Origin of the sequence: Dyadobacter sediminis (assembly GCF_005860765.1) — a bacterium.
Taxonomy (GTDB): Bacteria; Bacteroidota; Bacteroidia; order Cytophagales; family Spirosomataceae; genus Dyadobacter; species Dyadobacter sediminis.
In genome coordinates this window covers 495399-521295 of record NZ_VCEI01000021.1, presented here as the reverse complement: position 1 = coordinate 521295, position 25897 = coordinate 495399, and the positions used below count along the sequence as shown (strand labels likewise).

At 45.6% G+C, this 25897-nt stretch carries 21 protein-coding genes and 1 riboswitch; of the genes, 12 read left to right on the top strand and 9 right to left on the bottom strand.

Going from position 1 to position 25897, the window contains the following annotated elements:
* Window position 1 precedes the first annotated feature (1 nt).
* From FEM55_RS24935 to FEM55_RS09450, 7 genes are all read right to left on the bottom strand, one after another.
* Window positions 2–151: a DUF5989 family protein gene (locus tag FEM55_RS24935; protein ID WP_171036524.1), complete on the bottom strand. Its 150-nt coding sequence runs from the start codon at window positions 149–151 to the stop codon at window positions 2–4.
* A gap of 23 nt (window positions 152–174) precedes the next feature.
* The gene (locus FEM55_RS09475) at window positions 175–1308 is read right to left on the bottom strand and encodes an SGNH/GDSL hydrolase family protein (RefSeq protein ID WP_138281087.1); all 1134 of its coding nucleotides are present in this window, start codon (window positions 1306–1308) and stop codon (window positions 175–177) included.
* Between the two features lie 26 nt (window positions 1309–1334).
* Entirely contained in the window at window positions 1335–3197 is a 1863-nt protein-coding gene (locus FEM55_RS09470; RefSeq protein ID WP_138281086.1) for a carbamoyltransferase family protein, read from the bottom strand.
* Window positions 3198–3221: 24 nt separating this feature from the next.
* Entirely contained in the window at window positions 3222–4835 is a 1614-nt protein-coding gene (locus FEM55_RS09465; RefSeq protein ID WP_138281085.1) for a hypothetical protein, read from the bottom strand.
* A gap of 383 nt (window positions 4836–5218) precedes the next feature.
* A complete protein-coding gene (locus FEM55_RS09460; protein ID WP_138281084.1) occupies window positions 5219–5608 on the bottom strand; it encodes an acyl-CoA thioesterase in 390 nt (129 codons plus the stop codon).
* Window positions 5609–5744: 136 nt separating this feature from the next.
* Window positions 5745–8066: a 5-methyltetrahydropteroyltriglutamate--homocysteine S-methyltransferase gene (gene metE / locus FEM55_RS09455; RefSeq protein ID WP_138281083.1), complete on the bottom strand. Its 2322-nt coding sequence runs from the start codon at window positions 8064–8066 to the stop codon at window positions 5745–5747.
* Between the two features lie 227 nt (window positions 8067–8293).
* A riboswitch (cobalamin riboswitch) is annotated at window positions 8294–8533 on the bottom strand.
* A gap of 201 nt (window positions 8534–8734) precedes the next feature.
* Window positions 8735–9484 (bottom strand): glucosamine-6-phosphate deaminase, encoded by a 750-nt coding sequence (locus tag FEM55_RS09450; RefSeq protein WP_138281082.1) that lies wholly within the window; start codon window positions 9482–9484, stop codon window positions 8735–8737.
* 155 nt (window positions 9485–9639) lie between these two features.
* On the opposite strand from FEM55_RS09450, the gene fumC reads away from it, so the two are divergent.
* The 10 genes from fumC (at window position 9640) to FEM55_RS09400 (ending at window position 18825) form a co-directional block, all read left to right on the top strand.
* Window positions 9640–11040: a class II fumarate hydratase gene (gene fumC, locus FEM55_RS09445; RefSeq protein ID WP_138281081.1), complete on the top strand. Its 1401-nt coding sequence runs from the start codon at window positions 9640–9642 to the stop codon at window positions 11038–11040.
* A 124-nt stretch (window positions 11041–11164) separates the two neighbouring features.
* Entirely contained in the window at window positions 11165–11683 is a 519-nt protein-coding gene (locus tag FEM55_RS09440) for a HEAT-like fold family protein (protein ID WP_138281080.1), read from the top strand.
* Between the two features lie 90 nt (window positions 11684–11773).
* Window positions 11774–12715, top strand: coding sequence for a D-2-hydroxyacid dehydrogenase (locus FEM55_RS09435; RefSeq protein WP_138281079.1), 942 nt, complete (start codon window positions 11774–11776; stop codon window positions 12713–12715).
* Window positions 12716–12730: 15 nt separating this feature from the next.
* Window positions 12731–13915, top strand: a complete 1185-nt coding sequence (locus FEM55_RS09430; protein ID WP_138281078.1) for a galactokinase — start codon at window positions 12731–12733, stop codon at window positions 13913–13915.
* A gap of 32 nt (window positions 13916–13947) precedes the next feature.
* Window positions 13948–15087 carry an aldose epimerase family protein gene (locus FEM55_RS09425; RefSeq protein ID WP_138281077.1) on the top strand — a complete coding sequence of 380 codons (1140 nt, stop codon included), beginning with the start codon at window positions 13948–13950 and terminating at the stop codon, window positions 15085–15087.
* Between the two features lie 208 nt (window positions 15088–15295).
* On the top strand, window positions 15296–15919 hold the full coding sequence (locus FEM55_RS09420; protein ID WP_138281076.1) for a hypothetical protein: 624 nt from the start codon (window positions 15296–15298) through the stop codon (window positions 15917–15919).
* A 201-nt stretch (window positions 15920–16120) separates the two neighbouring features.
* A complete protein-coding gene (locus FEM55_RS09415; RefSeq protein WP_138281075.1) occupies window positions 16121–16744 on the top strand; it encodes a PspC domain-containing protein in 624 nt (207 codons plus the stop codon).
* Between the two features lie 57 nt (window positions 16745–16801).
* A complete protein-coding gene (locus FEM55_RS09410) occupies window positions 16802–16987 on the top strand; it encodes a LiaI-LiaF-like domain-containing protein (RefSeq protein ID WP_138281074.1) in 186 nt (61 codons plus the stop codon).
* 4 nt (window positions 16988–16991) lie between these two features.
* A complete protein-coding gene (locus FEM55_RS09405; RefSeq protein WP_138281073.1) occupies window positions 16992–18035 on the top strand; it encodes a toast rack family protein in 1044 nt (347 codons plus the stop codon).
* A gap of 82 nt (window positions 18036–18117) precedes the next feature.
* Window positions 18118–18825, top strand: coding sequence for a M15 family metallopeptidase (locus tag FEM55_RS09400; protein WP_138281072.1), 708 nt, complete (start codon window positions 18118–18120; stop codon window positions 18823–18825).
* A 56-nt stretch (window positions 18826–18881) separates the two neighbouring features.
* Here the strand turns inward: FEM55_RS09400 and nadE are convergent, their stop codons facing one another.
* Window positions 18882–20942 carry an NAD(+) synthase gene (gene nadE, locus FEM55_RS09395; protein ID WP_138281071.1) on the bottom strand — a complete coding sequence of 687 codons (2061 nt, stop codon included), beginning with the start codon at window positions 20940–20942 and terminating at the stop codon, window positions 18882–18884.
* Between the two features lie 136 nt (window positions 20943–21078).
* Here nadE and FEM55_RS09390 point away from each other — a divergent pair, with 136 nt between their 5' ends.
* A complete protein-coding gene (locus tag FEM55_RS09390) occupies window positions 21079–22314 on the top strand; it encodes an ABC transporter permease (protein WP_138281070.1) in 1236 nt (411 codons plus the stop codon).
* 76 nt (window positions 22315–22390) lie between these two features.
* Here the strand turns inward: FEM55_RS09390 and FEM55_RS09385 are convergent, their stop codons facing one another.
* On the bottom strand, window positions 22391–23554 hold the full coding sequence (locus tag FEM55_RS09385) for a methionine aminotransferase (protein ID WP_138281069.1): 1164 nt from the start codon (window positions 23552–23554) through the stop codon (window positions 22391–22393).
* 201 nt (window positions 23555–23755) lie between these two features.
* Between FEM55_RS09385 and FEM55_RS09380 the strand changes: the two genes are divergently transcribed.
* Complete coding sequence (locus FEM55_RS09380) at window positions 23756–25897, top strand: glycoside hydrolase family 31 protein (RefSeq protein ID WP_138281068.1); 2142 nt, start codon at window positions 23756–23758, stop codon at window positions 25895–25897.

Here is a 25897-nt window from a genome sequence, read left to right as displayed (position 1 = left end):
GTTAAAACAGAGTATAAATAAACGGAGCCACAGCAGAACCTCCGCCAATCACGATCAGAATGCCAATCAGTAACAGTACAATAATCACGGGGGCCAGCCACCACTTCTTGCGCTCTTTCATAAACGCAAACAAATCAGTTAAAAAATCCATAGTTCAAGTATCAAATGTGTGTTTCAATGTTGTTTAAGGTTAGGCTTCATTGCTTCGAATAAGTTGTCGGCAATCAGGCTGTTAATGACAGAACTTGCATGTCCGTCATTCTTTCCAACAATCCGGTCCTTTTCCGGTACCTTGGCAATCATATTATTTAAAGTAATTACATTAACTCTTTTTGATTTCAGAAAACTTTCAACCGGCTTTGTATAAGCTGCACTTTTATCCAGTTGAAACAAAAAAGGGATAAACACAGTGTACATTTCAGCTTTATTAGCTTCTTTATAAAGCGTTAACCGTGATAAATCGCGGAGATGCGCATTAAGTACGGTTGTATCTGTATACGCTGACTGAACAAATTTTTCAAACGTACTGAATCCGGTATGCGGCAGTTGCCAGTAAACAAAATTGGGTAGATAAAACCGTTTTACTAACATAGAAAAAGGGCCATGCAAGTCGACATAAGGCTCGGCACCGGACAGAGAAAGACCATTTTCTCTTCCAGCTTTCTCAATATCGTTCGGAAAGTACTGCAGGATAATAATATCCGGTTTTACCGGAAACTCTTCAAGCCTTTTTGCTTCATCCCGGGTATCTGCTCCGGAAACGCCTAGATTATAAACGCTGTATCTTTTAGTACCCAGCTTTGCCTGTAAAATATCTGAAAAACGTTCGTTTACGTTTTTAAGGCCATGTCCGGCAGCAAAGGAATCACCAATAACCAGTACTTTGATCTTTCCCGTTTCATCCATTATTTTCTTATCCCGATATCCTAACTCATTAACTGGATGCCAGTATTTTTCCCACCATATCTGAGAAGCTTTTGACAAAATCCCTTCGTGGCTTTGCGGAACATACATGAATATGACTTCGAGAAGAATCAATGTGATAGCAAGAGGAACCACAATAGTAACGATATTGGCAACAAGCCCCTGCATTTTGCTTTTTATGATACTATAATAAAAAACACGCAGTATTTCAACAGAAACCAGAAACCAGAAAGCCAGCTTTGTTAATCTTATATACCAGTTGTCGCTAAGTGGAAATCCTGTGTATTCTATTTTAATCTTAAGTTTATCAGCAAAAAACAGAAGCAGGAAAAATACACCAAGAAACAATATGCGTACAAAACTTGTGAAAACTTTAAACTTCATTCTTTGATCAGTGTGTTAAAAGACAATCAATCCAAAACGAACTCCTCTTTCCAATTATCTTTTTCTAGCCATTCCGGCTGTTGCTTTTTATCAAAAATGAAGTCTCCAATAACCAAGTAATCCATTTCTGTTCGCATAAAACAACGGTAAGCATCATTTGGAGTACACACAATCGGTTCACCGCGTACATTAAAACTGGTATTTACAATTACTGCATACCCGGTCAGCTCTTTGAATGAACTGATCAGTTCGTAATAACGCGGATTTGTTTCCTTGTGAACAGTTTGAATACGAGCGGAATAATCAATATGCGTTACAGATGGAAGATCAGAACGCTGGAAATATAGTTTTTCACGAAGATCCATTGCATCATAATTGGCCGGAACCGGCTTGCGACGCTGTTTTGCTACCGGATGAACAAGCAGCATATATGGCGAATTTCCTGCATATTCAAAATAACTGGAACATTCTTCGGCTAAAACGGATGGAGCAAATGGCCTGAATGATTCCCTGTACTTTATTTTGAGATTTAATTTCTTTTGCATCTCTGCATTTCTGGGATCACCCAGAATACTTCTCCCACCCAATGCCCTTGGCCCGAATTCCATTCGTCCCTGTATCCAGCCCACTACATTTCCCACCGCCAGCAAACGGGCCGCCTCTCTGGAAAGTTCTTTAAAATCATTGTATTGTGTATAAACTGCCTTGTACTTCTTTGCCGTCAAAATCACTTCAAGCTCTGAGAAAGTCGGACCGAGATATGAGCCGCGCATGGCATCAGCTTTCCAGGTAACCTTCCTGTCATTACCAAAATAAATGTGATTAGCTGCCAAGGCAGCACCCAATGCACCGCCGGCGTCTCCGGCTGCAGGCTGAATAAAGATGTCTTTGAATAGATTGGCTTTCTGAAGTTTACCGTTGGAAACACAATTCAGTGCCACGCCGCCCGCCATGCACAGATACTCGGCACCAGTAAGCCTTTTTGCTTCCCTAGCCATGCGGATTACAGCTTCTTCAGTAATATTCTGAATTGCCAGCCCAAGGTTACAATGCATGGATTCAAGTGCATCGTCCGGCTTTCTGGCTATGAATCCAAAAAGTGCTTCCCATTTATGCTCATTAACCATTTTTAAGCCTGTTGCATAATCAAAATATTCCTGATTAAGCCAAACGGAACCGTCTTCTTTCAACTCGATCAGCTCGTTGAGTATTATCTGTTCATATTTTTGGATATCCGGCGAAGAAGGATTCCCATAAGGCGCCAGACCCATTAATTTGTATTCGCCCGAATTCACCCGAAAACCTAGAAAATAGGTAAAAGCCGAATAGAGAAGACCCAGAGAATGCGGAAATCGCAATTCTTTCAAGATGCTGATATCTTTTCCATTACCCATGCAGATAGAAGCAGTGGCCCATTCACCAACGCCGTCAACGGTTAAAATAGCCGATTTCTCAAATTGAGATGGATAATATGCACTTGCTGCATGCGAAAGATGATGTTCAGGAAAAAGAAGCTTTACTTTCCTGTTTTTATCGTAGCCAAGTTTTACGAGCTCCTCATTAATGAGGCGTTTCAAAAACATTTTTTCCTTGATCCACACCGGCATGGCAGTCAGGAAAGATCTAATTCCTTTTGGTGCAAACGCATAATAAGTTTCAAGCAGCCTTTCAAATTTAAGCAGCGGCTTGTCATAAAATACAATGGCATCCAGCTCATTGATTGATAATCCGCCATATTCAAGACAAAATGCAACTGCATTCGAAGGAAAACCCGGATCATGTTTTTTGCGGGTAAAGCGCTCTTCCTGTGCCGCGGCAATAATTTCTCCATGATCAACAAGTGCAGCTGCCGAATCATGATAGAACGCTGAAATACCTAAAATCTTCATAGTAAACAATTATAAATCCTGACTTTAATGGGATGCATAGCGAACTGGATCTGTATAAATCTTTTTTCCCGTCGTTAACAAATATTTATTGCCCTCATCAATGACGCCAAGAATTACTTCATATTCTTCATTCGTAGCAAGGTATTGATTCAATAAAGGATAAGAAGTGGCATGACCCTGATAAAACTGGCCAGTCATGAAGAATCCAGGTAATGAACTTTGCTGGTTTTGAGCTGGAAGTACATGCGTATTCTTTCTTGATTTAAGAATGACATACGCACCATCATCAAATCCGGATTTTCTTTTGAATTCAGGAATCGTCACCGAAATAAATGGCCCGTTGTCTATTTCAACATTTGCAAATCCTTTCACTGGAATTTTACTCAGGTTCGTAAAAGGCATTTCAGGAAACTTGTACGTGCCCTGATTCAAACTATTTTCATACATCGGATCCACAACAGATTTCACCGAAACATATATCGGAGCAGAGGGAACCACGCGGTTTTTAGACCATCCGTAGGCATCCGCTAATATGATTTTACGAAAAAAGTCCAGCTCACCCCATACCTGAAAATAACCGTTCACAAAAAACAGAATGGATAAGCCCAGGCATATAAAACCAGCTTTTTTGTAACTGCCCCTGATCCAGGATGTTTTAAGAAATAATAAATAATTCAGAACGCCCCAGAACAAAAACATATGCTTGTAGCGGTTCAATAAAATGGATTTTGTTCCCTCAGCGGCACGTCCGAATGCAAAAGCGGTAAATGTGAGCAGAAGAAAAACAATGCAGCCCCAGATCCAGATTTCATTGGATGAAATTTCATACTTTCCATACAGAACCTTCTTTACCAAAAGAATAAACTCGTATGAGATAAAACCCAGGATAATCAGTCCTGACATTAACGCAAGCCATATACGTTTATCGTCAGGAAGTTTTGGAAATACATCTGCCATCATGCCAGGCATTGCAATGACGATAGCAATCATGCTATCCACATGGGACAGATTATCAGACATAGACGGCCTGAAATCTGGAACGACCAGGTTATGAAAATAAAGGATTACCGTAGGTGCAATTAAAATAACCCAGATCAGAAATTTGAGCTTTTCCCGTTGTACAACCAAAGTGAGTGCTCCGACAACCAGTATAAGTACTCCGGTTACATCCGAAAAGACAGATAGCAATCCAAATAATATTCCGAAAGAAAAATGAGAAGTAGTGCGTCTGCTAAGGCACCATATCGAAGCGAAAGCCCAGACGTAAACAGCAATGTGCTGCAATGGAACCATGGACTGGTATAAAGCTCCAAAATTAACTTGTGTAAAAATGATAAAGGGAACTGGCAAAAAAAGATAAAATGGCACCTTATTTTCTTCTTTGAACCACTTGAAAATAAGTAATAAAAAGACCAGGTATGTTGCAATTCCTAAAAATGCGACAACCCGAAAATCAAGAAAGCCAAGAATACTGTAAGAAATGATCGCCATTAATCTTACCATGATAATGCGGCGTTCATCATCCTGTGTAGTAAGAATTTCCCATAACTGCACAGGGCCCTTCACTCCTGCTGCCCACTGGCCGACAGGGCCTAAAATGGCATCGACATCATCCTGAAAAGGGACATTGACAGACATCCGAAACCATACTGCGAAAAAAAACAAAATGGGAAAGGCAATACAGAGCACATAAAAGACTTGACGAAAAACCTCTTTTTGTCGACAATAAGGCCAATTCTTATGCAGCATGGATCCGGAGAAAATTAACATTTCGCCAAATCTATTTTGTCTGCAGAAAAGAAAATTTTGAAATTACCCTCCGGTCAAGTTCAGAGGATGAAATACAGAATTTTTAACGAACGGTCAGTTACAGGCTAAAAAAGGATTGTCAAAACAGCCTGCATTTTGAAGTTTGCTAATGCCATTTCCAGTTCAACTTTCTGACCAATTATTAAAATGAGCTTTCCTGACCATGGAGCGTAATCAGGAAAGCTCATCCGCTTTGCATTGAGAAAGTCAGGCTATTGCAAGACGATTTTTACCGGCTTGTGATCCTCGTCCAGCGCTACAAAGGTAAAAATCCCGGTAACAGCTTTTTCCCGGCCTTCTTCGTACATTTTTTCCACAAAAATATCCACGCGGACTTTCATACTTGTATTTCCTACTGTCTCCACCCGCCCGACCAATTCTATGATGGTTCCAGCCGGAATCGGGTGTGTAAAATCGATTCTGTCGGAGGATACCGTTACGCAGCGGAGACGCGAGAAGCGTGTGGCTGCAATAAATGCAACTTCATCCATCATGGACAATGCCGTTCCGCCAAACAACGTATCGTAATGATTGGTATTATTGGGAAAAACAGTTTTGAAAACGCGTGTTTCCGAGGCAAGTATTTTTTCTTCGAGTGTCAAAACGTTGGACCTTTATAGTAAAAACATATTTATCAACAGCAGCTTTGCCGTAGCCTAAGCATCAAACAAATGTCAGGAATCGGGACGTATAAAAGATTTATATGCCTTGATTCCTGACAAATTTAGTACTATTCAATCAATACGCAGCCGCGACGGATTTCCGCAGCGAATTTGCCGCTGCAATCATATTCCGCAAAGCAGCTTCTGTCTCCGGCCATTTTCTGGTTTTCAAACCGCAGTCGGGATTGACCCACAGGTTTCTTGCCGGAATGACTTTCAACGCTTTTTCCATCAGCTGCACCATTTCTTCAACCGTCGGCACGCGCGGAGAATGAATGTCGTAAACACCGGGTCCGATTTCGTTCGGGTATTCAAATTCGGCAAATACATCCAGCAATTCCATCTGCGAACGCGAGGTCTCAATCGTGATTACGTCCGCATCCAGTGCAGCGATGGATGCAATGATGTCGTTGAATTCGGAATAGCACATATGCGTATGGATCTGTGTCTGATCGGCGACTGCCGCAGCGCTCAGCCTGAAAGCATCAACGGCCCATTGCAGGTAATTGTTCCAGTCCTTGTTCCGCAATGGCAACCCTTCCCGGATGGCCGGCTCGTCAATCTGTATGACTTTAATGCCTGCTTGTTCAAGGTCTGAAACTTCATCCCGGATGGCCAGCGCAATCTGGAAAGCGGTTTCTTTTCTCGGCTGATCGTCCCGGACAAAAGACCATTGCAAAATCGTCACCGGCCCGGTCAGCATTCCTTTTACGAGTTTATCAGAATTGGCCTGCGCAAAGGAAGACCATTTTACCGTCATGGCTTGCGGCCTTTCCACATCGCCGTAAATGACCGGCGGCTTCACGCACCGGCTGCCGTAACTCTGCACCCAGCCATTTTGTGTAAATGCAAAGCCGGAAAGGTTTTCACCAAAATATTCCACCATATCGTTCCGCTCGAATTCGCCGTGCACAAGTACGTCAATTCCCAGTTCTTCCTGCCAGCGCAGTGAACTGACAATTTCTTCCTTGATCCGGTTTTCGTATTCCTGAACGGTCAGAATGCCTTTTTTCAGATTGGCCCTCAGTTGACGGACTTCATTCGTTTGCGGGAAAGAGCCGATTGTCGTGGAAGGGAAAAGCGGCAGTTTCAGTTTTTCCTGCTGCACCGTCTGCCGGATCAAAAACGGGCTTTGCCGTTCAAAATCATTTGCATTTACGTTTCTTACCCGGTTTTTCACTTCCGGCTTATGGATCAATGCCGAATTTTTTCTGTTTTCAATAGACTTCTGGTTTGTTTTGAATGCTTCATCCTTCTGAAAATCTGAGCCGGACAAACGCGCGAGTGCCGAAACTTCATGCAGTTTTTGCTTTGCAAATGCCATCCAGTCCTTGATTTCCGGCGTCAGGATTTCCTCATTTTTTTCGAGTTCCAGATCATACGGGCTATGCAGCAGCGAAGAAGAAGGTGCGATCATCAGCCGGTTTTCACCCAAAACTTCTTTGGCTACATTGATGTATGCAAGCGATTTCCGGTAATCATTTTTCCAGATATTGCGTCCGTCCACAACGCCAAGCGAAAGCATTCTGGAAGAATTCACAAAGTCTTCATTTTCCAGAATTCCGGACAGGCTTTCCGAACCGCGCGTTACATCGATATGCAATGCATCCGCCGGCAATGCAGCGGCAACAGACAAATTATCTTCCAGTGCGCCGAAATAAGTGGCAATCAGGATCTTCAGTTCCGGAACCGCTTTTCTGATCTCGGTATAAGCATACTGAAAGGCCTGCTTTTCTTTTTCGTTCAGGTCCAGCACCAGGCCCGGCTCGTCAAGCTGTACCCATGCGGCACCGCGTGCGGAAAGTTCTTTCAAAATGGAGATGTAAACGGGCAGCAGGTTTTGCAGCAGATCAATTCTGTGAAAACCTTTTTCTTTTTCCTTGCCCAGAAGCAGGTAAGTAACCGGCCCGACCAATACCGGTTTTGTAAGTATACCTTTTTGACGCGCATCTTCAAACTCGATGATTACTTTGTCGGAATAGCGGCTGAATTCCTGATTGACAACAAATTCCGGAACCAGAAAATGATAGTTTGTATCAAACCATTTAGTCATTTCCATGGCTTTTATATCAATTCCTTCGCGCTGAACGCCTCTGGCCATGGCAAAATACAGATCCAGCTCGCGGTTGGACTTTCCATCGATCAGCTGATGATAACGCTCCGGAATGGCGCCGACCATTAATGTCGTATCCAGAACCTGATCGTAAAGGGAAAAATCATTGGAAGGAATGAGGTCAATGCCTGCATTCTTTTGTGTTTCCCAGTTCTGATGACGCACCGAACGCGCCGCTTTGAGCAATGCATCCCTGTCGATTTTTCCTGCCCAGAACTGTTCGTTGGCTTTTTTGAGTTCCCGCTGGCTTCCTACGCGCGGGTAACCGAGATTGTGTGATAACATAAAACTGCTTTTAAAGAGTTAATAAAAACCCTTTGAAAACACCCCCGTCCCGATCCGTCGGATTGCATTTGTTCCGTGATGATCTGTACGTGTTACAAGGCAGGAATCCGGTTTTATACGGTAAAACATAAAAGTCCGCTTCCGTAAGAATCAATCCTGCTGAAGATCGGAATCCTGAAAATGTAACTGTAAAATCAATGCTTAACTGCCTTCTTTTCGTGAGTTGACAGCTATTGAGCGTAGCGGCAAGTCTCCTGGCTTGTATTATTTTTCACCATCCTTCTCGCTGCGCCGGCTTGTAAAACCTTCAACAACAATGGAATGCAAGGGTAAAAAACTGATCTGCACTTTACAGAACGAATACTTACAGTAGCACGACTGCCCGTGAATTGCACACGGTTCCTTTTTAATTTCTGCTATTCCGGATGAGGGCTCCGGAAGCGAAAACCACTACCCCGATTGACGGGCGTTCACAAAGAACAGGGCAAATTTAGGCTGAAATCAGCTCGCTCAAAAACAAGCCCTTGTTTTAAGTGAACAGCGCCGGAATTTCTAAATGGAACGCGATAAATTATCTTTTTTTCAAAAAAACAAACAGCCTGAAAAGTGAAATCTGTTTATACTTCCCGCAAGCATGGACATGAAAAATGCTTTGTTCAAAGCTTTAATCAGATATTTTCAGAAGTCCAGTCGATCAGACTTCCTGCCTCCCTGTCCAGCAGGAATTCCGCGTTCAGATGATTCTGCAGTACGGTTGCCGGAAAAGCCGGGGTAACGGGAAATGAAAGCGCACGCTGTATAACCTTTGCTTTTTGATTTCCGTTGGCAAGCAGAATGGCCGTTTTTGCTTCCAGTATATGCCGGATTCCCATTGTAATGCCTTTTTCAAGAACAGCCGTTTTGCTGAAATATTTCTGCCCGGTAACTTTTGTAACTTCATCCAGCTCCACAACATGCGCATAAGTATTCCACGCAGTTCCGGGTTCGTTCAGGGCAAGATGGCCGTTCAGCCCGACGCCAAGCACGATCAGGTCCAGACCGCCAAGTTCAGAAACGATTTTATTGATCCTTTCACATTCCAGATACGGATCCCTTGCTTTTCCGTCAAAGAAAATAACCTGATTGTCTTTCAGCCCGACGGATTTCAGAAAATCCCTGTTAATCATATAACGGCCGCTTCCTTCGTCATCACCGCCCAGCCCGACCCACTCATCGAGCCCTACAAAAATGCAGCGTGAAAAATCCGCGTTCCCTTTCTGACTGGCGGAAACAAGTTCCCGGAACATACCGACCGGCGTACTGCCTGAAGGCAGACAAATGACAGCATCCGGCTTATGGTTCAACAAGGCAATGACACGATCAGCAGCTGCCAGGCTCATTGCTTCGTAATCAGGATAAATGCTGATTTTCGGAATCATACTTTTACAGAAATCATAATTTGTACCGGACAATCTAAACATTCTTTTTTAGCCGCTAAACATTTATCTGTAAAAAACACCAAAAACTGCAAGCTCAATCCTAACTTTACCCCGTTGACGCATTATTCATTTACAATATTCATCCTACATATAAAATGGAATACCGCATAGAAAAAGATACCATGGGCGAAGTTCAGGTGCCTGCTCATGTATACTGGGGCGCTCAGACACAGCGTTCCATTCAAAATTTTCCAATTGCTCAGGACATCAATAAAATGCCGAAGGAAATCATCAAAGCCTTTGCATATCTGAAAAAAGCAGCCGCCATTACCAACTTTGAAGCGGGTGTTCTGCCAAAGGAAAAAAGTGATCTGATCGGTAAGGTCTGTGATGAAATCCTTGCCGAAAAACTGGACGACCAGTTTCCGCTTGTTGTATGGCAAACCGGTTCCGGAACGCAGTCCAACATGAACTGTAACGAAGTCATCGCATACCGCGGGCATGTTCTGCAAGGCGGAGACCTGGCCGATAAAACCAAATTCCTTCACCCGAACGATGATGTAAACAAGTCGCAGTCATCCAACGATACGTATCCGACGGCCATGCACATTGCCGCTTACAAAATCCTTGTGGACGTTACGATTCCAGGCATTACAAAACTCCGCGATACACTCAAAGCAAAAGCCGAAGCTTTCAAGAATGTGGTTAAAATCGGCCGTACGCACTTTATGGATGCCACGCCGCTTACGCTCGGACAGGAATTTTCGGGCTATGCATCGCAGCTGGATCATGCTTTGCGTGCTATTTCCAACACGCTTGCGCATCTTTCGGAACTTGCACTGGGCGGAACTGCCGTAGGGACCGGAATCAATACGCCGGAAGGCTACTCGGAGAATGTCGCCAGACATATTGCAGAACTTACCGGGCTTCCTTTCATTACTGCCGAAAACAAGTTTGAAGCACTGGCCGCACACGACGCCATTGTGGAAGCGCACGGCGCACTGAAAACAACTGCAGTAAGTCTGATGAAAATCGGAAATGACATCCGCATGCTTTCTTCCGGCCCGCGCTCCGGCATCGGCGAAATCCATATTCCGGACAACGAGCCCGGAAGTTCCATTATGCCCGGAAAAGTGAATCCGACGCAGTGTGAAGCCATAACCATGGTGGCGGCACAAGTGATGGGGAACGACGTTGCAATCGGTATCGGCGGATCAAACGGCCATTTCGAGCTGAATGTTTTCAAACCTTTGATGGCGTACAATTTCCTTCATTCCGCAAGGCTGATCGGCGATGCCTGTGTTTCGTTCAATGACAACTGCGCAATCGGCATTGAGCCTTTGCATGAGAATATCAAAAAACATGTGAATAATTCACTGATGCTTGTAACGGCACTCAATACCAAAATCGGTTATTACAAAGCAGCGGAAATCGCGCAGACGGCGCACAAGAACGGCTCCACGCTGAAAGAAACGGCTGTTGCGCTCGGATATGTAACGCCCGATGAATTTGACGCCTGGGTAAAACCCGAAGATATGGTCGGTAAAATCCAGTAAAAATGTGATTGTAACGGATCATCATGCCAAGTGCTCCGCCTGAAAAACGGAGCACTTGTTTTTCATTTCAAAAAGTGGTTCGCATTTTGGCTTTAACGTGTAAAAAATTCTTTATCCCGCATGTATGGACATTGAAAAAACACTTCTGGCCGATCCGGCACAATCCCGGCAACTGGCCATGCGCGTGGCGGATTACGCCTGTACGGATGAAGAAACTTTCAGTGAACTGATGCATTGCTTTTTCAGCGAACATTACCGGCTTGCGCAGCGGGCCGCATACAGTGCCGGCATTGCCGCCGAGAAAAGACCGGATCTGGTCCGGCCGTACATCGGAGAACTTGCCGCCTGTCTGACACGCAAAGATGTGCACGATGCTGTGATCCGAAACAGTGTCAGGATTCTGGGAAATGTTGCCATTCCCGAAGCATTTCACGCCGGAGTAATGAACGCATGCTTTGAACGGGCCGCCGACCGGATGGTTCCGGTTGCCATACGCGCTTTTTCCCTCACCGTTCTGTACAGACTTTCACTGATTTACCCGGAGATTAAAAAAGAATTGCAGATTATCATTGAGGAAGGCATGGAATTTGAAAAAGCTGCATTCCGTTCGAGAGGAAAGAAAATACTGGCGCTGATCCGGTGATCTGAACAGTCATAAACGGACATAAAAACACAAGACCGTGTAAAAACAGGTAAAAGGTTTTAATTTGCTTCTTTTAAACTAAACTATTAAATGGTTATTTACTGTCATTCCATGCTTGATGAATCGCTGAGGAACAAACTCGGCGAAGCCTTGTCTCCGCAGCATACCATTCATTTCCGTACAGAGTCAACGGCTGACGAAGAAGCGAAATCTGAATTTCAGCATGCTGAATACATCCTCGGCAATCCGCCCGCAGATTGGTTTGATGCTTGTTCGGAGCGTCTTAAATTCTGGCAGCTGGACTCGGCAGGATTTGATCAGTATGCTTCCATTCCGATACGCAGTGAAGTGAAAGTAGCCAATATGGGCGACTGGTTTGCACATCCCTGCGCCGAATCCATTATAGGCGGCGTGCTGGCGCTTTACCGCGGAATCGACAAACTGACGCTTCTTAAACAAAAACCGGAATGGGTCGGGGCAAAGTTGCGCTCGGAACTGAAAATCCTTCATCAGCAGAATGTGATCATTTTGGGTGCCGGTACAATCGGCATGGCCGTGAACACAATTCTGAAAGGCTTCGGCTGCTTCACGCATCTGATGGCCAGAACCTCGCCGGAAGCGGACCTTCACAGCCGTGAGGATCTGTTCAACGAACTTCCCCATGCGGATCTGGTTATCAATACGCTGCCGGGAACTGCGACTCATTTTGCCGATGCCGATTTTTTTGCAGCCATGAAGGATCAAAGCGTGTACGCAAGCGTGGGAAGAGGAAGTACGACGGACGAAAATGCGTTGATTGAAGCACTGAATTCGGGCAAACTGGAAGGCGCCGTGCTCGATGTTACCGAAATGGAGCCGTTACCTCAGGAAAGCCCGCTCTGGAAAATGAATAACGTGATCCTTACGCAGCATACCGGAGGCGGCCACCGCAATGAACACATGGGGAAAGTGGATTTGTTTCTGAACAACATTTTCGCGCTTGAAAACGGCAGCAATATTGTGAATGAAGTAAGCCTTGTAAAAGGATATTAAGTAAAATTTCAGTGTATGTTATTTGCAGAAGAAACAGAAATTCTAGACAGAATAAAGGAAAGATACATCCTTGAATTTGGCAATGCGGACAATGCCCGGGTATTCCGTTCGCCGGGCAGGATCAACCTGATCGGCGAGCATACCGATTACAACAACGGCTTTGTACTGCCTGCCAGCGTGGATAAAGCCGTATATTTTGTGATTGAGCCGAGAAACGACGATCATGTTCTGCTGATTGCGGCCGATCTGGATGAATCGTACTCGTTTGCACTGAACGATCTTTCCAAACCGGAACAGTCGTGGCCGCATTACCAGCTGGGCATTGTGGAGCAGATTTATAAAAAAGGTTTGAAAATCGGAGGTTTCCAGGCCGTGTTCGGCGGAAACGTTCCGGTCGGAGCCGGCCTGTCGTCTTCGGCTGCGCTGGAATGCTGTCTTTTGTTTGGACTGAACGAGATCTTTCAGCTTGGGCTTGACCGATTCACGATTGTAAAAATGTCGCAGAAAGCAGAAAACGAGTACGTCGGCGTGCAATGCGGCATTATGGATCAGTTTGCGTCTGCTTTCGGGAAAGAAGAATCTGTCATCCGTCTGGATTGCCGTTCGCTCGAATACGAGTATTTCCCGTTCCCGATGCATGATTATCTGATTGTACTTTGCGATACAAACGTCAAGCATTCACTGGCCAGTTCGGAATACAATACCCGCAGGCTGGAATGTGAAAAAGGCATTGCGATCCTGAAACAGCATTATCCCGAAGTAGAAAGCCTGCGTGATGCAACGCCCGAAATGGTGAACAGGCATAAAGATGAGCTGGGCGATGTCGTTTACCGCCGCTGCAAATACATTACGGAAGAGATTCAGCGCGTGCAGGATGCATGCGATTTTCTGGTGCAAAGAAATCTGGAAGATTTTGGAAAGAAAATGTATGAAACGCATTACGGCCTGCAGCACGAATACGAAGTAAGCTGTCCGGAACTGGATTTTCTGGTGGAACAGACCGTAAACAATCCCGCGGTACTCGGCGCCCGGATGATGGGCGGAGGATTTGGCGGCTGCACGATCAATCTTGTACAAAAAGAGGCTGTTCCCGAATTTGAAAATAAAATGAAGGAATCCTATAAAGAAAAGTATGAAATAGATCTTCCTTGTTATAAAGTAAAAATTACAGCGGGAACCGACGAAGTAACCCAGTTGTAATAAACACCCGAACGACCAACAACAAACCGTACATGAAAAAGATCCCTTTTTTACTCACTGCGCTGATTGGCTTTTGTATTTTCAGCTGCTCCAAAACCAACCAAGAAGAAAAAATGATCAGTACCATTTCCAAAGAAACATTCGGTGAACTTCCAGACGGCCAGAAAGCGGAACTTTACACGCTTACAAACGGCAATGGCATGACCGTCAACATAACCAATTATGGCGGGATAATTACCAAACTTACAGCACCGGATAAAAGTGGCGCCTGGACGGATGTTGTGCTCGGATTTGATTCGCTTGCACCTTATCTGAAAGAAAACCCGTTTTTTGGCGCTTTGGTCGGACGTTACGGAAACCGGATTGCAAAGGGAAAGTTCAAGCTGAACGGTCAGGAATATTCACTGGCTATAAACAACGGCCCGAATTCACTGCACGGCGGTAAAAAGGGTTTTGACAAAGTTTTATGGAAAGCAACCGAGATCAAACAGGATTCTGTTGTTGGCCTTCAGCTCGAATATCTGAGCAAGGATATGGAAGAAGGCTATCCGGGCAACCTGACCGTAAAAGTTACTTACACGCTGGATAATGACAACGCTTTGTCCATAAACTACCATGCGACAACGGATAAGCCAACGGTTATAAACCTTACAAACCATTCCTATTTCAATCTTACGGGTTTGAAGCGCGACATTCTGAACCATGAAGTGACGCTCGTTTCGGACAGCATCGTGCCTGTTGACAAAAACCTGATCCCGACCGGAAAGCTGCGCGCTGTGGAAGGAACGCCGTTTGATTTCAGGAAATCGGTCAAAATAAGCGACGGCATCAGCAAAACGGACGAACAGCTTGAAAATGCAGGCGGATTTGACCATTGCTGGGTCATTAAAAGAACAGAACCCGGACTGATGCTTTTTGCGACGGTGAAAGAGCCGGAAAGCGGAAGGAAAATGGAAGTGTTCACAACGGAACCTGCCGTTCAGTTTTACACGGGAAACTTTCTGGACGGAAGCCTGAAAGGAAAAAATGTTACTTACGTAAAACGTTTCGGTTTTTGCCTGGAAACAGAACATTATCCCGATTCTCCGAACCAGCCGCAGTTTCCGTCAACGGTACTGAACCCCGGAGACACTTACAATACAACCACAAAATACAGGTTTTCAGCAAACTGATTATTTTAAAATACTTGTTTCCAAAAGGCAGGACTTAACGGTTCCTGCCTTTTTTGCGTTAGCATCATAACAAACTTTCCAGATCAGGGAATGCTGGAACACTGCTTTTCAAACGGCCTGAAATCTTGCTATGGTTTGCTTTTTCCGGCGTATAAACCGAAAATAAAATTGGAAACGATTACCTTTATTGAACAATCAATAATCGCGTATGTTAAGCAGAACAGTAAAAGTAAGCAACGTTACAAACTTGTCCGATGCCCGTTATTGCGCAGGAATGGGCGTAGAAATGCTTGGTTTTTCAATAGATGAAGATTCTCCCAATTACATCTCCCCAAAGAAATTTGAAGACATCTGTTCATGGCTGGCCGGCGTAAATCTGGTGGCGGAAACCGCGCAGACCGACCCGCAGGCAATTATAAATGCATTGAGCAGTTATCCGGTACATTCCGTTCAGGTAGAAACGCCGGGAATGCTTCACTATTTACGCAGCGAGCTGAACCTGCCGCTGATTTTAAGGATCAGTGCCGATTTGTACGATGCCGATGAAATCGATTCCATATGCAGCCGTTACGATGGAGAAGTTTCCTATTTTTTGCTGGAAAGCGATAATGAAACAACCCTTACCGAAGCATGGATGCAGGTGCTGGAAAATCTGACAGCGGAATATCCTGTTCTCGTCGGCTTCGGACTGGACAATGAAACCATGGTGAGCGAACTGACCGAACGCTTTCCGAATGTCGGGATTGCCTTGCGCGGCAGCGAAGAAATACGTCCGGGCTACAAGGATTTCGGCAGCATGATGGATATTCTGGAAGCATTGGAAGAACAGTAAGGTTTTTTGATGGGTTATAGTTAAATAAAATCACTTTTAAACAACAGAAATAGTGCTCTTTGCAGCTCCTGACCGGTTTTGCAAAATAGGCTCTCCTCAAATAAATCCGCTTAACACGGCATTCAGCCGATAATAATGATTCGGTTTACAGTATCTTGCATTACCTACTACCTTTGATTACAAATAAACGTTTAACTAATCATGGAAAAGAAATTGCACCGCATACCTGATCAGGCTGTTTTTGGAGGAGTTGCGTCCGGAATTGCCCAATACTTGCAAATAGATGTTGTTATTGTCCGGATTTTATTTGTTGTCATGCTGCTTCTGCCCATTCCGCCGAGCTTCGGCTGGACCGGCATTATCTATATCATCCTCTGGGCGGTGCTGCCGACCGGCCCGGCGGCAGATGTTTACACTACAAATTTTGAAAGCAATGCTTCCAGAACTTCCGATCCCGTCTGGGATAAAAAGCGGTCGGACCAGACGGTGATGATACTGGGCGGCGTGCTGATATTTTTCGGCGCTGTGATGCTTGTCGATGATTTTCCGATCTGGTACCAGTTCAAGCAGTATTTCTGGCCGTTAATTCTGATTGCCATCGGCGCATTCCTGATCCTTCGCCAGCGGGACAAAGATCAGGAAAGCAATACGACCGTTTATCCTACGACGCCTCCGCCGGTTGATCCTGTAACGCCCGATCCTGAGCCGCAGCCTTATACGCCGTTTTCGCCGGCTTCCACAACTTCTGCTTCGCACTTTCCGGAGGATCCGCAAAACAAGAAGCGGGACGATGATGAAGACGATCAGATTATAAAAGTCAACTGAGGAAAAAGCATTTCCAGTTACAGTAACATTCCCAATCTCACATTTAACTTTTCAGCCATGAACTTTAGAAACATTTTCTGGGGCGTAATCCTGATCATTACAGGTTCCCTTTTTCTGATAGAAGAACTTACATCATTTGATTTCGGCCGTTTTTTCTGGCCGATTATCATGATCACAACGGGTGGGCTGCTGCTTTTACGCAACTTCCTGAATTCTGATATTTCCAACAGATCAAACATATAAAATCATGAAAAACTCGCGCGGACTGGTCTGGGGCGGACTGCTGATCATTTTTGGAATGCTCTGGCTGCTACGAAATCTGAACCTGCTGGATATCCATTGGGATGAAATACTTCCTTACTGGCCGGTTTTACTTATTATTGCCGGAGCCGTCCTGCTTGCAACGGGACGGGAACATAACACTTCCGGCGCATCGGGCGGACTGGTCGGGCTGCTGGTTACACTTGCTGTTTTCGGAGGGATCATCAATCGGACAGACAGGGCTTTTGACCGCCACAAGGATAAATGGAACTTCAACTGGAATGACGATGATGATGACAACCATGATGACGAAGACAGTTATCACGATGACCGCAACGACGATGAAGACAAGGACAGAGACTATGAGCATGATCGCCGCAGAAAAAATGATAGCAGGCCGGTAAACGGTTTTTACAAGTATGAAATGGAAGATTTTATACAGAAAGCCAATTTTCATCTTGAAGGCGGCGCAGGATCCTTTTCAATGGACGGAAATACAGCAAAGCTTTTTGAAGCCAATACAAAAAGCTCCATAGTAAAATTCCTGGCCAACACTTCCATCAATAAACTGGACAAATCGGCAACGGTGAACCTGAAAATGGAAGACGGAAATATCAAAATAAAAAAAGGCGAACTTTCCAATCACGCCAGAATACAGCTTAATGAAAAACCGATCTGGAACATTGATCTCGGCATCGGGGCCGGGAACGGCAATTTTGATTTCAGTAACTACAAAGTGGAAAAGCTGAAAGTAAGTACCGGCGTTGCGGACATGAAAATCCGGATGGGAAGCAAACTTGCAGAATCCAATGTTGAAATTGAAGCCGGCGTTGCATCCGTTACGCTCGAAATACCAAAAACAGTCGGCTGCGAAATGCATATGGACGGCGCGCTGAATGCAAAAAACATGGACGACATGGATAAGGTAAGTAACGGATTGTACCGTTCACCGGATTTTGAACAGTCTGCAAATAAAATTATCGTTCACTTCGAAGGCGGGCTTACGAGCATCAATATCAAAAGATACTGATTCCGGCGGTTCTGAACCGGGAAAGTATACCATCGGGAAATGAATATCTTTGCAGCAGTTCGCAACAGATATTCATTTTTTTATGCCTCAGAAAGTTTTCTTTTTCAGTTTAATCCATTGCCTTTTTTATTTCAGCAGTTATAGTCAAAAAGATGTAAACAAGCGTGCAATTCCGGCTATTGAGCAGAAAATGATAGAACAGGGACTGGTCAATATTCAGACCATTGACCCGGACATCAAGGTTGAGCTGAAATATTCCACGACGGATAATTTCATTGGAAAAGACGTTTACGGGAATCTTGAAAATGCGTATTTACAGCCGGAAATGGCCAGAAGACTGAAACAGGCAAACACACTTCTGAAACAATCGCACCCCGGCTACAGACTGCTTGTATACGATGCAGCCCGGCCCAATTCGGTACAATACGACCTCTGGAATGCCCTGGACCATTTAAAAATCCCTCAAAAAAGCAAAACGCAGTATGTAGCTGATCCGAAAATAGGCTCGAATCATAATTTTGGCTGTGCGGTGGATCTGACGGTTGCAGATGAAAAAGGCATTCCGCTGGATATGGGCACCAAATTCGACTTTTTCGGTCCGCTTGCTTACCCGCGCTCCGAGCCGGAAATGCTGAAAAAAGGCAAGTTGTCCCAAAAGCAGATTGATAACCGAAAAATCCTGCGACTCGTGATGACACAAGCCGGCTTCAAAACCAATACAACCGAATGGTGGCATTTCGACGGCATGTCCAAAAGTGCTGCCCGTGCAAAATATGGAATGATCAAATGACAAAATAATGGCCGGCATTCCTGAAAATACCGGCCATCAAGAAGCTTGTTTATCTATTAAAATCCGATCCTTTTTCTTCCGTTCTGCATGGAACTGCCTTCTGCATAGGCACGCAATTCTGCCAGTTCGGTTTCAAATCCTCCTGAAAGAATCGGGAAACGGCACCACGTTCTCGGATCAAGGTTCAGATCGTCCAGATGGAAAGACGGCGCATAGCGTTCCCTTTTCCACTGATTCCGGCTCCATAACTTGAAGAAACGTTCTGTCCAGGCAAGAATCTGCTCGCTGGCATAAATTCCTTTATAACCGACCTGAAGATTGCGGTAACATTCCAGCGGCGATTTTTTATCCCGGATGGCGTGTTTTTCCAGTACATTCAGGAATTCGTATGGCATCAGATCCGCTTCGTCCGTCTGCGTATTGGCAAGCGGGCGCAGTTCCGCGGTTGGCTGCAGGCTGTTTACTTTTTTCAGACCTTCAATTTTAATGTGTTTGCCTTTCACCTCGCATCCGGCCGTTTCCAGCCAGCGGAGCCATTGCCGCAGATAATGCTTGTCAATGCCGGCCAGCGGACTGATGCTTCCCGCCGTATCGCCGTCCATCGTGGCATATCCGACGGCTACTTCCGAGCGGTTGGAAGTGGAAAGCAGCAAATGATTGGACAAGTTCGTCAGCAGCCACACGCCCGGGGCACGAACACGCGCCTGAATATTCTGCAGTGCAATATCGTCCTGTTCCCACGTCAGTTTCCGGCCGATCTGTTCTTCGATCAGGCCTTTGTACGTTTCGACAAGCCCGTTGATATTGACATTGTAAAAAGTGGAACCGATGGATTCCGCCAGGGACTGCGCGGATTCGAGCGTGTCCGTGGAGCTGTTTTCTGTTCCCTGATAAATATTGTGGATCAATGCCAGCGCAAGATCTTCTTCGGTTTCCGCATGCTGGATTTCCTGTATATAGGAAAGCTTCTGTTTGAATTTTTCCATTCCGATGCTTTCATCGGCAAGCCGGATCATCAGCCCGCACAAGGCGGTACATGCACAGGAGTCCGCTCCGCCGGAAAGCGAAATGGTAAAACCTCTGGATTTGCTTTTTCTTAAATAATCAAACATGGCCAGACAGACTGCGCGGGCAAATTCCTCTTCTTTCAGCGCGCCTCCTTTTTCAAACGGCTCAATATCCGGAACCTGCTGCGGAACCGGATCAATCACCGGAAAATCAAACCGGCCCTGTACCCGCCACGTCCTGTCTTTTGTCGGAACGGTGATTTTGCTCTGAACCTGGCTTAATCTGGTAATTTCCGTATCGATAACCGCTGTCGTAATCAGATAATCCTCGTAACTGAAACGCGGGCTTGAAGCCAGCAGATCGCCGTTGGATGCGATCATGGAATCGCCGTCATAAACCGCGCGTCCCGCTTCATTACCCAGTAAATTGGTATAAATATAACTGCACGAAAATGCCCTGGAAGCATCCACAACCAGCTTTTCACGCGTCATGAACTTGTTGAATGCAAAATGGCTTGCGCTCGGATTCAGGATAATATCCACGCCGCGCTCGTAATGACGTCTGGCCGGACGATTGGCAACCCAGCCGTCTTCACAGATTTCAAAGGCAATTTTCACGCCATTTGATCCGCCCTGAATAGGCCCGTTAACGATATCAAACACGACATCGCCGATCGGGTACAGCATTTGGTTTATTTCAATGCTTTCCACAATGCCCGGCTGCCACGGGCGAAACCAGCGCGCTTCATAATGAATGCCGTTGTTAGCCAGAAACTGTTTACAGTAAAAACCCACGATCTGTTTGTTGGAAATCAGGCAGGCAGCATTGTAAATGCTCGTGTTATGCCTTACCGGCAACCCGACTGCCACCACCATTCCGGCCGTTTCCTGCACAATCTCGAGCAGGCAGCGCTGCGCCTGTTCAACAAGATCGGGAGCAAAAAAGTAATCGTCGCAACCATAACCCGAAATGCACAGTTCCGGCAGGCACAACAAAGTCACCTGTTGTTTTCTGGCTTCTTCTATGGCATTTATAATATTCCTTGTGTTGGATTCCCACGCCATCGGCGTTTGATTGACTACTCCGGAAGCCGCTTTGATCAAAGGCATAGAATTAGTATCTGATTAATGAATAAAGATTCTGTTATGCATAAAAACTGTATGCCGGCAACTTAATAAAATTTGCTTTTTCATACGGGCAAACTTTTTCCCTATTTTTGCTGAACATAAAATTAACTGATTCCTCTTGCAATTTCCCTCTTTCATTGCCAAACGCATTCGTCATAACGAAGCAGGCTCATTTTCGGCCACAGTTTCAAGAATAGGCGTTGCCAGCATTGCTGTTGGAGTTGCCGTCGGAATCATTGCATTTGCCGTCCTGCTCGGCTTCAAGCAAACAATCCAGCAAAAAATATTCCTTTTCGGGGCGCATATCAACATCAGTTCCTTTTCAATCGGCAACACGTATGAAGAAGGCCCGATCCCGCTCAAAAACGCTGTTTCGGATGCATTGCCCAAAATCCCTGAAATAAAACGCTGGCAAACCGTCGCGCATAAATCGGGAATCCTGAAAACACCGGAGGAAATAAAAGGGATTATTCTGAAAGGCGTCGGCGAGGATTATGACTGGGATGCTTTCAAAAGCAGCCTTAAGGATGGAAATCTGATCAGCAGAAAAGACTCTTCGTCCATCAAATACGGCTATTCGTCTGAGATACTGATCAGCAGGAAAGTTGCCGCGCAACTCCGGCTGAAAACGGGCGACGATGTAATTCTGTATACCCTGCAGAATCCGCCACGTCCCAGAAAACTGAACATTTCGGGCATTTACGACACGCAGATGGAGGAATTTGACAACAATCTCGTCATCGGCGACCTCGCGCTTGTTCAGCGGCTGAATGGCTGGGGACCGGATTCCATCGGGACTTATGAAGTTTACTTAAAAGATTTTGAGAAACTCGATGAAGTTTCCGATCGTTTGAAAATGATCCTTCCGCCTTCGGTTTATCTGCAGAAAGTAACCAGCAGCTTTCCGCAAATTTTTGACTGGCTTATTTTACTGGACCGCAATACGGCTGTTTTCCTCACGCTCATTCTTTTTGTTGCCTGTTTCAACATGATCTCCATTTTGCTGGTCATGATCATGGAACGCACGCCTTTGATCGGGTTACTGAAAACGCTTGGAAGCCCGAACAAACAGATCAGACGGGTTTTTCTGAGAGTCGGGCTTTACATGGTCCGGCGCGGACTGATCATCGGCAATGCGGTCGGCCTGCTTTTCTGCTGGATTCAGTACCATTTCAAACTCATTTCCCTCGACCCTGTCAATTATTACATGGACACGGTCCCCATCGTGTTTGACTGGCCGATATTTCTGATGGTGAATATTATTACCATTGTTATTTCGGGACTTATCCTGCTGATTCCTACGCTGATCATTACCAAAATCCAGCCGATAAGGGCTTTGCTTTTCAAGAAATAACGGCGGCTGATTTTTTCGACTTTATTCCGGGACAAGTAACATCATAAGCTGAAAACGGACGGGCTGTTCAGAAAAATCAATTCCAGACAAACCGGTAAAGCTGCTCGGCGGCACGGAGCAAGGTATCGTCATTTTTTGCAAAACAAAACCGGAGTACCTTGTAATCCACATCTTTGGAATAGAAAGAAGAAACCGGAATGGAAGCCACACCCGCCTCTGCCGTCAGCCTCTCGGCCACGGCAACATCTTTATCATCAGACAAATTCTGATACGATACATTCTGAAAAAAACTTCCCTGCGAAGGCCTGAAAATAAATCCGGTACCCGCAATGGCCTCGTTGAAAAGGTCGCGCTTGTTCTGGTAAAATGCGGACAAAGCGGTATAATGCTCCGGTTTTTGCAAATACTCGGCAATGGCGTATTGAAAAGGCGTTGCAACACTGAAAACGAGGTATTGGTGTATTTTCCGGAATTCTGCGGTCATTGCTGCCGGCGCCATGCAGTAACCTGTTTTCCAGCCGGTAATGTGAAAAGTTTTACCAAATGAGCCGCACAGGAACGTGCGTTCTGCAAGCGCAGGAATGGAAGCGGTAGAAATATGAATACGCCCGTCAAAAATGATATGCTCGTAAACTTCATCGCTGATAACAGTCAGGTCATGTTTTTCCGCAAGCAGCGCCAGTTGCTGCATATCCGCCTGCATCCATACGTTTCCCGTAGGATTATGCGGCGTATTGATGATAATTGCTTTGGTTTTGGAAGTGATTTTCGACCTGACTTCATTCCAGTCAACAGATTGATACTGCGGATCAAGTGTAATGAAAACCGGGATTCCGCCATTCAGTTCAATAGCGGGAACATAGCTGTCGTAAGCTGGTTCAAATACAATTACTTCATCGCCCGGGCGCACTGAAGCCGTTATGGCGGTGTAAAGTGCTTCCGTTGCACCGCTTGTAATGGTTATTTCGGTTTCCGGATGATATTGCCTGTAATAACTTTTCAGTACCTTTTCTGAAATTGCTTCCCGCAGCGGCATGATGCCGGCCATGGGTGCATACTGGTTTTTACCCGAACTCATGGAATTTTCCACCATACGTTTCAGTTCCGGCGTACAGTCAAATTCCGGAAAGCCCTGTGCAAGATTAATGGCCTGATGCTCTTCCGCCAGCCTGGACATTCTTGTAAAAATGGTCGTTCCTACATTGGGAAGCTTGGAATCGCTTCGTTTCTCAGCAGACATAGGTTAAAGATGATTTCTTCAGCATGATATTAAAAACCTGCATAACGCAGCAAATCCAAATATAACGGTTGTAACCAATTTGATACCGTTGCCGGTCTGTAAACAACATTATTCCTTTTCTTTCGGTCGGATCATGCTGACGAATAGTATAAAATCCTGATAAAGGCTTCTATTCTTTGATCGCTTATCTCGCTTTTTCATATGAGCAACTTTCCACGCAGCATCTTTTGTCTTTTACTCTGCATTCCTTCGCTCCTCTTTGCGCAAAGTATGGAATGGAACGAAATACATCCCGGAATCTGGAAAGGCATAGCCGGAAAACCGGACTCCTACGATCTTCTGAAAGCCGCCGGTGCCATCCCTTCGCCGGCTTTGGAAAAACTGGAAAATGCCCCCTTTCCATTAAACAAGGCAGACATTGATGCCAGGGTAATAAACGGCAAAACATACCTCCGGTTTCCGCTTGAGAAAAAAGAACAGCTGTTCGGGTTTGGCCTGAATTTCCAGCACATTCACCAGCGCGGACAGATTCTTCAGCTGCATGCCGATCATTACGGAAAATCCGACAACGGCCGTACGCATGCGCCGGTTCCGTTTTATGTTTCTTCACTGGGTTACGGAATTTTTGTAAATGCTGCCAGATACATAGATGTTTACGCAGGTTCCGGCGTACGGAAAGACAGTAAGAACCCGCCCGAAGTACAGGATCGCAACACGGATGAAAACTGGAGTGCAAGGCCGTATTCCGATGCGGTTGAGATGCTTGTTCCGGCCGAAGGTGTGGAAATTTATGTTTTTGCAGGACCAAAACCGGTGAACGTCATCGAACGCTTCAACCTTTTGAGCGGAGGCGGCTGCCTTCCTCCGCGCTGGGGGCTCGGGTTTACGCAGCGTGTAAACCGCCTTTACACGTCGGAACAGGTCAGGCAGGAAGCAAAAGCATTTGAACAAAAAGGATTTCCACTGGATTTCATCGGCCTGGAACCCGGCTGGCAGAGCAAATCCTATCCATGCACGTTCGAATGGGACAAAACGCGCTTTCCCGATCCTTCCGGATTTATCCGCGAAATGGACTCATTAAAAATCAAGATCAATCTCTGGACAAACCCCTATGTTTCTCCGGACGCATCCATTTACAAAAAAATAGAACCTTACACCGGTACACATACGGTCTGGAACGGAACCGTGCCGGATTTGTCCATGCCCGAAGCCTCGAAAATACTGTTTGATCTTTTCGAAAAAGAACATGTCAAAATCGGCGTAAGCGGATATAAAATCGATGAAGTGGACGGTTATGACTCCTATTTATGGCCCGATGTCGCCACTTTTCCTTCCGGACATACTTCGGAACAGCTCCGCCAGACTTACGGCCTGCTCGTTCAGAAATACAGTTATGACATGTTCAGAAGAAACGGTTCGCGTACTTACGGGCTTGTGCGTGCTTCCAATGCCGGCGGTGCTTCCTTTCCGTATGTCATTTACAACGATAATTACAGTCACGAGGATTTCATTACGGCGCTCATCAACAGCGGCTATGCAGGCGTACTCTGGACGCCGGAAGTGCGGGCTTCCAAAACGGCGGAAGAATGGCTGAGGCGGTTTCAGACGGTTTGTTTTTCCCCGATGGCCATGATCAATGCGTGGTCGAGTAGCATGCAGCCCTGGACTTTCCCGGAAGTGGAGCCGCAGATTAGAGCCGTTGCGGAATTGCGCATGCAGATGATGCCTTACTGGTATTCAGAATTTGCAAAATATCATTACAACGGCACGCCGCCTTTCCGTGGAATGAGTCTGGAGGAAGGTTTCGGCTCTGGTCTGAAAAAAGAAAAAACGGTGCGCAACCTGGAAGAAAACCCGTATGAAGAAGCCGTGGCGAACGAAGTAAAAGACCAGTACATGGCAGGCGAATTTTTACTGGTGGCACCGCTTTTTACCGGCCAGACTTTCCGGAAAGTGATTCTTCCAAAAGGGAAATGGTACGATTTCTATACGGGCAAGCTGGCGGGCGAAGCCGAAGTGATCACCATTTCACCCGGACTGGACCGGATACCGGTTTTTGTAAAAGACGGCGGAATAATCCCGATGATGCCGGCTATGCTGCATGCGCCCGGATCCGGCCAGAAAGTAGATCTGGAAATCCGGCATTACGGAGTAAAAAATGGCAGTTATAAATTATACGACGACGACAGTGAATCGTTTGATTATGAAAAAGGGCTTTTCTCGTGGCGGGAAATCAAAGTGGAACGGCAGAAAAACGGGTTGCTGAAAGGCCGTATTTCAAAGGCTGAAATCGGCAAACCCAATACGGTCGGAACGGTGACGTGGCGTTACATGACCAAATAG

What these genes read in the sequence shown, in the direction of transcription:
- FEM55_RS09385 (WP_138281069.1), bottom strand. Translation starts at nt 23,554, where the DNA reads ATGTCTGCTGAGAAACGAAGCGATTCCAAGCTTCCCAATGTAGGAACG.
- FEM55_RS09420 (WP_138281076.1), top strand. Translation starts at nt 15,296, where the DNA reads ATGTTAAGCAGAACAGTAAAAGTAAGCAACGTTACAAACTTGTCCGAT.
- FEM55_RS09475 (WP_138281087.1), bottom strand. Translation starts at nt 1,308, where the DNA reads ATGAAGTTTAAAGTTTTCACAAGTTTTGTACGCATATTGTTTCTTGGT.
- FEM55_RS09425 (WP_138281077.1), top strand. Translation starts at nt 13,948, where the DNA reads ATGAAAAAGATCCCTTTTTTACTCACTGCGCTGATTGGCTTTTGTATT.
- FEM55_RS09440 (WP_138281080.1), top strand. Translation starts at nt 11,165, where the DNA reads ATGGACATTGAAAAAACACTTCTGGCCGATCCGGCACAATCCCGGCAA.
- nadE (WP_138281071.1), bottom strand. Translation starts at nt 20,942, where the DNA reads ATGCCTTTGATCAAAGCGGCTTCCGGAGTAGTCAATCAAACGCCGATG.
- FEM55_RS09415 (WP_138281075.1), top strand. Translation starts at nt 16,121, where the DNA reads ATGGAAAAGAAATTGCACCGCATACCTGATCAGGCTGTTTTTGGAGGA.
- FEM55_RS09380 (WP_138281068.1), top strand. Translation starts at nt 23,756, where the DNA reads ATGAGCAACTTTCCACGCAGCATCTTTTGTCTTTTACTCTGCATTCCT.
- FEM55_RS24935 (WP_171036524.1), bottom strand. Translation starts at nt 151, where the DNA reads ATGGATTTTTTAACTGATTTGTTTGCGTTTATGAAAGAGCGCAAGAAG.
- FEM55_RS09450 (WP_138281082.1), bottom strand. Translation starts at nt 9,484, where the DNA reads ATGATTCCGAAAATCAGCATTTATCCTGATTACGAAGCAATGAGCCTG.
- FEM55_RS09410 (WP_138281074.1), top strand. Translation starts at nt 16,802, where the DNA reads ATGAACTTTAGAAACATTTTCTGGGGCGTAATCCTGATCATTACAGGT.
- FEM55_RS09400 (WP_138281072.1), top strand. Translation starts at nt 18,118, where the DNA reads ATGCCTCAGAAAGTTTTCTTTTTCAGTTTAATCCATTGCCTTTTTTAT.
- FEM55_RS09470 (WP_138281086.1), bottom strand. Translation starts at nt 3,197, where the DNA reads ATGAAGATTTTAGGTATTTCAGCGTTCTATCATGATTCGGCAGCTGCA.
- FEM55_RS09465 (WP_138281085.1), bottom strand. Translation starts at nt 4,835, where the DNA reads ATGTCTGTCAATGTCCCTTTTCAGGATGATGTCGATGCCATTTTAGGC.
- FEM55_RS09405 (WP_138281073.1), top strand. Translation starts at nt 16,992, where the DNA reads ATGAAAAACTCGCGCGGACTGGTCTGGGGCGGACTGCTGATCATTTTT.
- metE (WP_138281083.1), bottom strand. Translation starts at nt 8,066, where the DNA reads ATGTTATCACACAATCTCGGTTACCCGCGCGTAGGAAGCCAGCGGGAA.
- FEM55_RS09435 (WP_138281079.1), top strand. Translation starts at nt 11,774, where the DNA reads ATGGTTATTTACTGTCATTCCATGCTTGATGAATCGCTGAGGAACAAA.
- fumC (WP_138281081.1), top strand. Translation starts at nt 9,640, where the DNA reads ATGGAATACCGCATAGAAAAAGATACCATGGGCGAAGTTCAGGTGCCT.
- FEM55_RS09430 (WP_138281078.1), top strand. Translation starts at nt 12,731, where the DNA reads ATGTTATTTGCAGAAGAAACAGAAATTCTAGACAGAATAAAGGAAAGA.